The sequence below is a fragment of the Pseudofrankia coriaricola genome, assembly GCF_001854805.1.
Lineage (GTDB): Bacteria > Actinomycetota > Actinomycetes > Frankiales > Frankiaceae > Pseudofrankia.
Window position 1 is genome coordinate 1 of sequence record NZ_MBLO01000134.1, and the last position, 7,923, is coordinate 7,923.

Below are 7,923 nucleotides of genomic sequence, written 5' to 3' on the forward strand. Positions count from 1 at the left end.
GCGTACCGTCGAAGGGTGGTGCTACGTCGCGTCGGTGATCGACGCCTTCTCGCGGAAGGTCGTCGGTTGGGCCGTCGACAACCATATGCGTGCGGGCCTGGTCATGGACGCGCTCCGCATGGCGCTCGGCCGCCGGCGACCCCCCAAAGGAGTGATCTTCCACGCCGACCGCGGCAGCCAGTACACGAGCCGCGAGTTCGTCAGGTTCTGCAAGAAGAAAAAGATCAAAAACTCGGTCGGTCGGACCGGGATCTGCTACGACAATGCCGCTGCCGAATCGTTCTGGGCGACCCTCAAAAAGGAGTTCATCCACCTCCATGCCTTCGCTGGACTGAAGCAGCTCCGCGCCGGCGTATTCGACTACATAGAGACGTACTACAACCGCAGGAGGCTACATTCGACCATCGGCTATCTGACCCCCACCGAGTTCGAGACGCAATTTGACACGAAGGCCGCAGAAGCAGCATAATTCGTCTGTCTACTAAATCGGGAACGCTTCAAAGCGATGTGCCCCGTGAACGGGGTGTCTTCGGTTTGGTGACGTGACAGCGGCGGGCGACCGTGCTGGGCGCGGAGGCGCGCCTCCGCGGAGGCCTGCCTACGAGCGAAGCGATGTAGGCGGGCCGCAGCGGAGGTCGCCGCAGCGCCCGTGAGCGCAGGAGGACACGGCGCGGAGGTCCCTTGGGAGCGAAGCGAGTAAGGGGCCGGAGCGCCGTGCCCGGACGGAGCGAACCAGCAACACAGCCCGCACGGAGCGAACCAGCAACACAGCGCGTCGGGGTCGGGGTGTCGCATACTTCGGGTCCGTGACCTCCGACCCGCGCACCGAGGCGCTGTCCGAGCCCACCGCCCGACTCGCGAGCGACGAGCGCTGGGGCATCACCGTGCCCCTCTCCGGAGTGCCGCTGGCCGAGCACCCGGCCCGCTACGCCGAACTCGCGGACCTCGGCTACACGGACCTGTGGTCCGCGGAGGCGACGGGCACCGACGGGGTGGTCCCGCTCGCGCTTGGCGCGGCGGAGCGGCGGCTGCGGCTGGGCACCGCGATCCTGCCCGCGTTCACCCGCGGCCCGGCCCTGCTCGCGCAGACGGCCGCGACCCTGTCGGCGGCGGCCGAGGGGCGGTTCGTGCTGGGCCTCGGCACGTCGTCGGACGTCATCGTCCAGAACTGGAACTCGATCCCCTTCGAGCGGCCCTACCAGCGGATGCTCGACACGGTCCGTTTCCTGCGCCGCGCGCTCGCGGGCGAGAAGATCACCGAGACGTACCCGTCGTTCACCGTCAAGGGCTTCCGGCTCGGTGTCGTCCCGGCCGACCCCGTTCCCCTGCTGGTCGCGGCCCTGCGCCCACGGATGCTCGGCCTGGCGGGCCGCGAGGCCGACGGCGCGATCCTCAACTGGCTGTCCCCCGACGACTGCGACCGGGTGATCCCCTACGTCCGGGAGCACAACCCAGGCGCCGAGATCGCCGTGCGCATCTTCGTCCTCGTCAACGACGACCCGGCGGCGGCCCGCCAGCTGCTGCGCCGCCAGGTCGCCGCCTACCTGACCGTCCCGGTCTACCGGGCCTTTCACGAATGGCTGGGCCGCGGGCCAGTGCTGAGCGGCCTGTGGGACGCCTGGGCCGCCGGCGACCGTGCAGGCGCCCTGCGGGCCATCCCCGACGAGGTCGTCGACGAGCTCTGCGTCCACGGCTCGCTGGAGGAGTGCCGGGCGGGCATCCGCCGCTACGTCGAGCACGGCGTGACGACCCCCGTCATCGCCCTCCTCAACGACGGCCCCGACCTGTCCAAGCTCCTCGCCGGTCTCGCGCCCCAGACCGGCGGCTGACCGCCGCCGCCGGCTTTCAAGTGGCACATAGTCGGACCTTGCCGGCGTTCAGTGACTCCACCGCGACGGGCGATGAGTTTGGCGTGATCCGGGAGTCCGTTCCTTTCGACGGACTGGCTAGCGTGCCGGCCACAGGTCGGCATGATCGCGGAACTCCGGGAGGTCTGATGGCGGCGACGGTGCTGCTGGTTATCGGCACTCGCAAGGGGCTGTGGCTGGCGCGCAGCCAGGACGGGCGGGCGAGCTGGGAGGTCACCGGCCCGCACCACCCGATGGTCGAGGTGTACTCGGCCGCGATCGACACCCGCGGCCCGGTGCCGCGGGTGCTCGTCGGGCTGTCGAGCGAGTGGTTCGGGCCGAACGTGGTGATCAGCGATGACCTGGGGGTGAGCTGGCGGGAGCCGGCGACCGCGCCGATCGCGTTCCCCGCGGGCACCGACGCGGCGCTGCGGCGCGTCTGGCAGATCACCCCGGGGCCCGTCGACGAGCCTGATGTCGTCTACGCCGGCGTCGAGCCATCCGCGCTGTTCCGCTCGACGGACGGCGGGCGCGGCTTCGAGCTGGTCCGTGGCCTGTGGGACCACCCGCACCGCCCGGACTGGGCGCCCGGCTACGGCGGCCAGGCGATCCACACCGTGCTTCCCGACCCGGCCGACCACAAGCGGATCACCGTGGCGATGTCGTCGGGCGGCGTCTACCGCACGCTCGACGGCGGCGAGAGCTGGTCGGCGGTAAACAAGGGGATCAGGGCGGGCTACCTTCCCGACCCGTACCCCGAGTTCGGCCAGTGCGTCCACAAGGTCGCTCCCTGCCCGGCGCGGCCCGAGCGGCTGTACGCGCAGAACCACGGAGGCGTCTACCGCAGCGACGACGGCGCCGACAGCTGGGTCTCGATCGCGGACGGCCTGCCCAGCGACTTCGGGTTCGCCATGGTGGCCCACCCGAGCCGACGAGACGTCATCTACAACTTCCCGCTGAAGGCCGACAGCGAGCGATTCCCACCGGACGGCCGCTGCCGGGTGTACCGCAGCGAGAACGCGGGCGCCTCCTGGGAGGCGCGCACCGCCGGCCTGCCCGACGAGGGCTTCTGGACGGCCGTGCTGCGCGACTCGATGTGCTCCGACGACGCCGACCCGGCCGGGGTCTACTTCGGCTCCCGCACCGGCGAGGTCTATGCCAGCCGGGACGAGGGTGACAGCTGGGCCCGGGTGGCCGCCCACCTGCCCGACGTCACCTGCGTCCGCGCGGCCGTCGTCTGAAGGGCCAAAGGAGGCGCGAAAATGTTCTTCCTTCGCGCCTCCGGCGGCCTCCGTTCCCGAGGCATCTGAAGGGCCAAAGAAGGTGCGAAAATGTTCTTCCTTCGCACCCCCGGCGGCCTCCGTTCCGGAAGCATGAGAGGGGCAGGTCATGCGAGTGACGGTGCTGCTGCCCGGGGTGCTGCGCCAGCACGCGGGCGGCGCGCGCCAGGTGGAGCTGGACCTGCCGGGGGCCGGGGCGACGCTCGCCGCCGCGCTCGACGTCGTCGCCGCCCGCCATCCCGCGCTGGAGCGGCGGCTGCGCGACGAGCGCGGCGCGCTGCGCCGCTACGTGAACCTGTTCGTCGACGGCGAGGAGTGCCGCCGCCTCACCGGGGCGGACACCCCGCTGCGCGACGGCGCCGAGATCCAGGTGATCCCGTCCATCGCCGGAGGCTGACCCGGCGGCCTCGTCAGACGTTGTGGGGAATCCCCACGGACGCTGTGGGGCGAGGAAGGCTCGGGATCGCCCCACAGCGCATGACAGGACGAGATCCGTGGCTGGTCAGGCCAGGACCGCGCCGACGCGGCGGCGGACCTCGGCTTCGCCGAGGGCATGGGAGACAAGGTGGAAGGCGGGGCTGCGGTTCGAACCGGTGAGCAGGACGCGGATGACCTGCGACGCCTCCTTCGTGGAGCCGTGGAAGGCGTCCTTGTTCGCCTTGTACTCCTTGGGACTCCCGGCGAAGCCGGTGGCCGCCGCCGCGGCGCGCAACTGGCCGAACCACGCGTCGCCGTCAGTCAGGTCCTGGTAGTTCCGCAGGAACTCGACGCACAGCGCCCGGACGACCTCGGGCGCGAGCGCGCCGAGCCGGCTGTCGGCCGGGTCGGTCACAGGCTCGAACAGCCCGGTGAAGAAGTAGCCGTACACCGGGCGGAAGTCCGACCACTTGCGCAGGTCCTTGCGCGGGTTGTCGACGCCGGTCCGCTCGATGTCGAGCGCCCGCACCGCGAGCTCCGGCTCGGCGCGCACCGCGGCCGCGAGCTCGGTGTCGTAGGCGTCGGCCCAGGCGAGGACATCGTCGAGGATCGTCGGGCTCGGGATGGCCGCGATGTGGTCGGCGGAGATGTCCTCGAGCTTGACCAGGTCGACCAGCGCTCCGGAGACGCCCGCCTCGGACAGCCGCAGCGGCTCGCGCAGCGCCTGCTCCAGGGGCAGCTCCGCGAGCCGCCCGTTGATCAGCCCGCGCAGGTAGTAAAGGACGGCCGGCGCCGGGTAGCCGGCGCTGATGAAGAACTCGACCGAGGCCTCGGGGTCCTTGCGCTTGGAGAGCTTCCGCCTCGCCGAGCCGTCCTGCTTCAGCAGCGGCGCGATGTGCGCGTACGCGACGGGCTCGAACCCCGCGGCGGCGAACAGTTGCAGATGCACCGGGACGGACGAGAGCCACTCATCGCCGCGGATCACGTGGGTGACCCGCATCAGGTGGTCGTCCACCACATGCGCGAAGTGGTAGGTCGGCAGCCGCACCGGGTTGTCGGAGCTCTTCAGGATGACGACGTCGTTGCGGTTGGCGTCCGTCGACAGCTCGCCGCGCACCAGGTCGGTGAACCTGGCCCGGCCGCCGCCGGGGGAGCGGAACCGGACCACGTACGGCCGGCCCGCCGCCAGCGCCTCGCGAACCCGCTCGGCGGGGGCGTCGCGCCAGGGAGCCCAGCGGCCGTAGTAGCCGGTGGGCACCTTCGCCGCGCGCTGCTCGTCGGCGGCCGCGGCGAGCTCCTCCCTGGTGGCGAAGCAGGGGTAGGCCTGGCCGTCGCGCAGGAACTGCCGGGCGTAGCTGAGGTAGATCCGCTCCCGCGCCGACTGGGTATACGGGCCGTAGGCGCCGTTCTCCTCGGTCTCGTCCGCCGTCACGCCGAAGTAGCCGAAGGCCGCGTCGAACTGCGCCGTGGCGCCCTCGACGGTCCTGGCGGCGTCGGTGTCCTCCACCCGGATGAAGTACACGCCGCCGGACTGCCGGGCGAGGTCCTTGTCCAGCATCGCGACGTACACGCCACCCAGATGTGCGAAGCCGGTCGGGCTCGGGCCGAGCCGGGTCACCATCGCGCCCGGCGGCAGGTCCCGCGGCGGGTACCGCTGCTCCCAGTACGCCGGCTCAGGCAGATCGGACGGGAACAGGGCGTCGATCTCGTCCCGGTCGATCATGACGGGTACCTCCACGGAGCATGAAACACACTGAACTACCTGGAATTACCTGGAGCGGCCTCCGGGCCCGCGAGACTTCGCCATCGTCGCGGCGGGGTGCCTTCTCGATCGGCCAAGCCTATCGAGAAGGTCCGCTTCGGCTTGGCCCGCGGTCACCGAAACGAGGTTGATCGGCCGATCGTAACCTTCAAGATCCGCCCGGCTTGGTGCCGACCGCTCGTAAACTGCCCTTTTGTGACGTCGCCCCGCCGGACGACCGGGCCGGATCAGCTGCCTGGGAGTCCGCTCGTTCCCCAGCGGCGGCCGGCCCTGCGCGCCCTGCCAGGGCAGGCCGAGGTCGACCTGCCGCGTTCCCAGGAGGGGTCGCATCCGCAGCGGCTGCTCACCAGCCTGCTCGGTGACTACTGGCACGGCCGGCGCGAGCACCTCCCATCGGCCGCCCTCGTGGCGCTGCTCGCCGATTTCGACGTGACGACGGTCGGCGCGCGGGCGGCGCTCTCGCGGCTGGCCAGGCGCGGCGTGCTCGAGTCGTCCCGTGTCGGGCGCAACACCTACTACGGGCTGACCGCCCAGGCGTCCACCGTCGTGCTGGAGAACGTGCACCGGCTGCGGGCCTTCGGTGAGCGGCACGAGCCGTGGGACGGCCGGTGGACCGTCGCGGCCTTCTCGCTGCCCGAGGACCTGCGCGACGTCCGGCACGCGGTGCGCAGCCGGCTGCGCTGGCTCGGCTTCGCCCCGCTCTACGACGGCATGTGGGTAAGCCCCCGCCCGGTCGCGGAGGCCGCGCGGCGGGCGTTCGCCGAGCTGGGTGTGCTCGCCTCCACTGTGCTGACGACGACGGTCGACGCCCGCCGCAGCGACCCGCGCCCGCCGATGGCCGCCTGGGACCTGACCGAACTCCGCGCGCTCTACGAGGACTTCGTCGCCACCAACACCCCGCTGCGTGACCGCGTGCGGGCCGGCACGGTGACCGGCGCCGAGGCCGTGTCCGCGCGGACCGCCCTGCTCGCGACCTGGCGGCGTTTCCCCAGCCTCGACCCGGACCTGCCGCTGGACCTGCTGCCCGAGCGCTGGCCGCGCCGCGCCGCGCGCGACCTGTTCGCCGAGATCTGCGACGGCCTTGGACCGCCCGCGGCCGAGCGCTTCCGCGACATCATCGCCGAGACCGCCCCCGACCTCGCTCACCTCGCCAGCTACCAACGCGTCGGCGGCTAAGCGCTGGTTGGTCAGGTTAGGGAAGGTGGACGTACGGTTGTGGTGTCTGGCTGGGCCGTTCCGGTGGGAGGTGCCCGATGGCCACATCTCGCAAGCCGACCGCGCCGACGGCGGAGGCGGTCGACAGGTTCTGCGGCGACTTCGATGACCTGTTCTGCCGGTTGGCTGAGCGCACCGCGCTGCGGCACTACCTGATCGGCCTGCTGCTGCCCCGGGAGCGCAACAAGACGTTGACGGAGCTTGCCGCTCTGGTTCCCGGTGCCGACCGGCAGCGGCTGCATCACTTCCTGCACGACGCGCCCTGGGATCCCGACGCTCTGGGCGCACGGCGGGTGGAGCTGTGGCGTCGGCACCCGGACCTGGGGCCGCATGGCAACGGGGTGCTCATCATCGACGAGACCGGGGACCGCAAGCGCGGCCATGGCATCGTGCTGGCGGCCCAGCAGTACATCGGCAAGCTCGGCCGCACCGCCAACGGCGTCGTGGCCGTCACCAGCCACTGGGCCGACGGCACCCGGCACGTGCCGCTGGGGGTGCGGCCCTACCGGCCCGCCTCCCGACTACCCGCCGGCAAGGCCGACCCGGCGTTCGCCACCAAGCCAGAGCTGGCCTGGGACCTGATCGAGGACGCCCGCGGCGCCGGGGTGCCTTTCCGCGCGGTGGTGGCCGACTGCGTCTACGGCGAGAACCCCAAGCTCGAAGGGCGGCTGCGGACGGCCAGGATCCGCTACGTGCTGGCCCTGCGCCCCCGCCACGGCACCTGGCAGTTCGTCGCCGACCCCGCCCATCCGCCGGCGTTCACCCCCGCCGAGGCCGCCGCCCGCCTGCCACTGGAAGCCTGGCGGCGCCTGGTACTGACCGACAGCCACAACCGACCGCTGGTCCGCCACGTCGCCGAGCTGGAACTGGGCCCCTGCTACGGACCGGCCCAGGGCACCCGCCTGATCGCCGCCACCGCCGACCCGACGGTCCTCACCGCCGATTCGACCTGGTTCATGGCCACCAACCTCTCGATGGCCGAGGCGGACCCGGCCGAGGTCTACCGGATCTACCGGCTACGGGACTGGATCGAGCACTACTACAAGCCGGCCAAGCACGAGCTGGGCTGGGCGGACTTCCAGGTCCGTTCCGAACAGGCCATCGTGCGGCACTGGCAGCTGGTGATGCTGGCATTCACCTTCAGCCTGCTGACCACGCCACCCCCCGACCAAGCCGAACAAGCGCCCCGCGAGGACCGCGGGGCGGCGGGGGAAAAATCCGCGGCGCCGCATCGTCTGGCAGGACACCCTGCGACAGGTCCGCGGCTGGCTGTGCCCCTGGGCACGCCTGCAGCTGTACTGGCACCGCTGGTCGACCGCCCCACCCCCACCAGAACTGGCAGCGCTACTTGACCACGTGAGCCACTCCCACCCACTGGTCGCCCCAACCTGACCAACCAGCG

7 protein-coding genes are annotated in these 7,923 nt (G+C 71.6%); 6 read left to right on the forward strand and 1 reads right to left on the reverse strand.

The window, feature by feature from the left end; genetic code table 11:
- The 4 genes from BCD48_RS19295 to BCD48_RS19310 form a co-directional block, all read left to right on the forward strand.
- Positions 1-469 (forward strand): IS3 family transposase (locus BCD48_RS19295; protein WP_071049833.1); only part of this gene is annotated, 469 nt, incomplete at its 5' end.
- Positions 470-806: 337 nt separating this feature from the next.
- Positions 807-1,829 (forward strand): LLM class F420-dependent oxidoreductase, encoded by a 1,023-nt coding sequence (locus tag BCD48_RS19300; protein WP_116271581.1) that lies wholly within the window; start codon positions 807-809, stop codon positions 1,827-1,829.
- Between the two features lie 167 nt (positions 1,830-1,996).
- Positions 1,997-3,088, forward strand: coding sequence for a WD40/YVTN/BNR-like repeat-containing protein (locus BCD48_RS19305; RefSeq protein ID WP_071049834.1), 1,092 nt, complete (start codon positions 1,997-1,999; stop codon positions 3,086-3,088).
- A gap of 148 nt (positions 3,089-3,236) precedes the next feature.
- Positions 3,237-3,524, forward strand: a complete 288-nt coding sequence (locus tag BCD48_RS19310) for a MoaD/ThiS family protein (RefSeq protein WP_071049835.1) — start codon at positions 3,237-3,239, stop codon at positions 3,522-3,524.
- A 105-nt stretch (positions 3,525-3,629) separates the two neighbouring features.
- Here the strand turns inward: BCD48_RS19310 and BCD48_RS19315 are convergent, their stop codons facing one another.
- The gene (locus BCD48_RS19315; protein WP_071049836.1) at positions 3,630-5,267 is read right to left on the reverse strand and encodes a glutamate--tRNA ligase; all 1,638 of its coding nucleotides are present in this window, start codon (positions 5,265-5,267) and stop codon (positions 3,630-3,632) included.
- A gap of 234 nt (positions 5,268-5,501) precedes the next feature.
- Here BCD48_RS19315 and BCD48_RS19320 point away from each other — a divergent pair, with 234 nt between their 5' ends.
- A complete protein-coding gene (locus tag BCD48_RS19320) occupies positions 5,502-6,482 on the forward strand; it encodes a PaaX family transcriptional regulator (RefSeq protein WP_071049837.1) in 981 nt (326 codons plus the stop codon).
- Positions 6,483-6,559: 77 nt separating this feature from the next.
- The gene (locus BCD48_RS19325; protein ID WP_083418132.1) at positions 6,560-7,873 is read left to right on the forward strand and encodes an IS701 family transposase; all 1,314 of its coding nucleotides are present in this window, start codon (positions 6,560-6,562) and stop codon (positions 7,871-7,873) included.
- Positions 7,874-7,923 lie beyond the last annotated feature (50 nt).

Excerpts from the sequence above, each read along its gene's own strand:
- BCD48_RS19325 (WP_083418132.1), top strand. The coding sequence starts at position 6,560 with ATGGCCACATCTCGCAAGCCGACCGCGCCGACGGCGGAGGCGGTCGAC.
- BCD48_RS19315 (WP_071049836.1), bottom strand. The coding sequence starts at position 5,267 with ATGATCGACCGGGACGAGATCGACGCCCTGTTCCCGTCCGATCTGCCT.
- BCD48_RS19310 (WP_071049835.1), top strand. The coding sequence starts at position 3,237 with ATGCGAGTGACGGTGCTGCTGCCCGGGGTGCTGCGCCAGCACGCGGGC.
- BCD48_RS19305 (WP_071049834.1), top strand. The coding sequence starts at position 1,997 with ATGGCGGCGACGGTGCTGCTGGTTATCGGCACTCGCAAGGGGCTGTGG.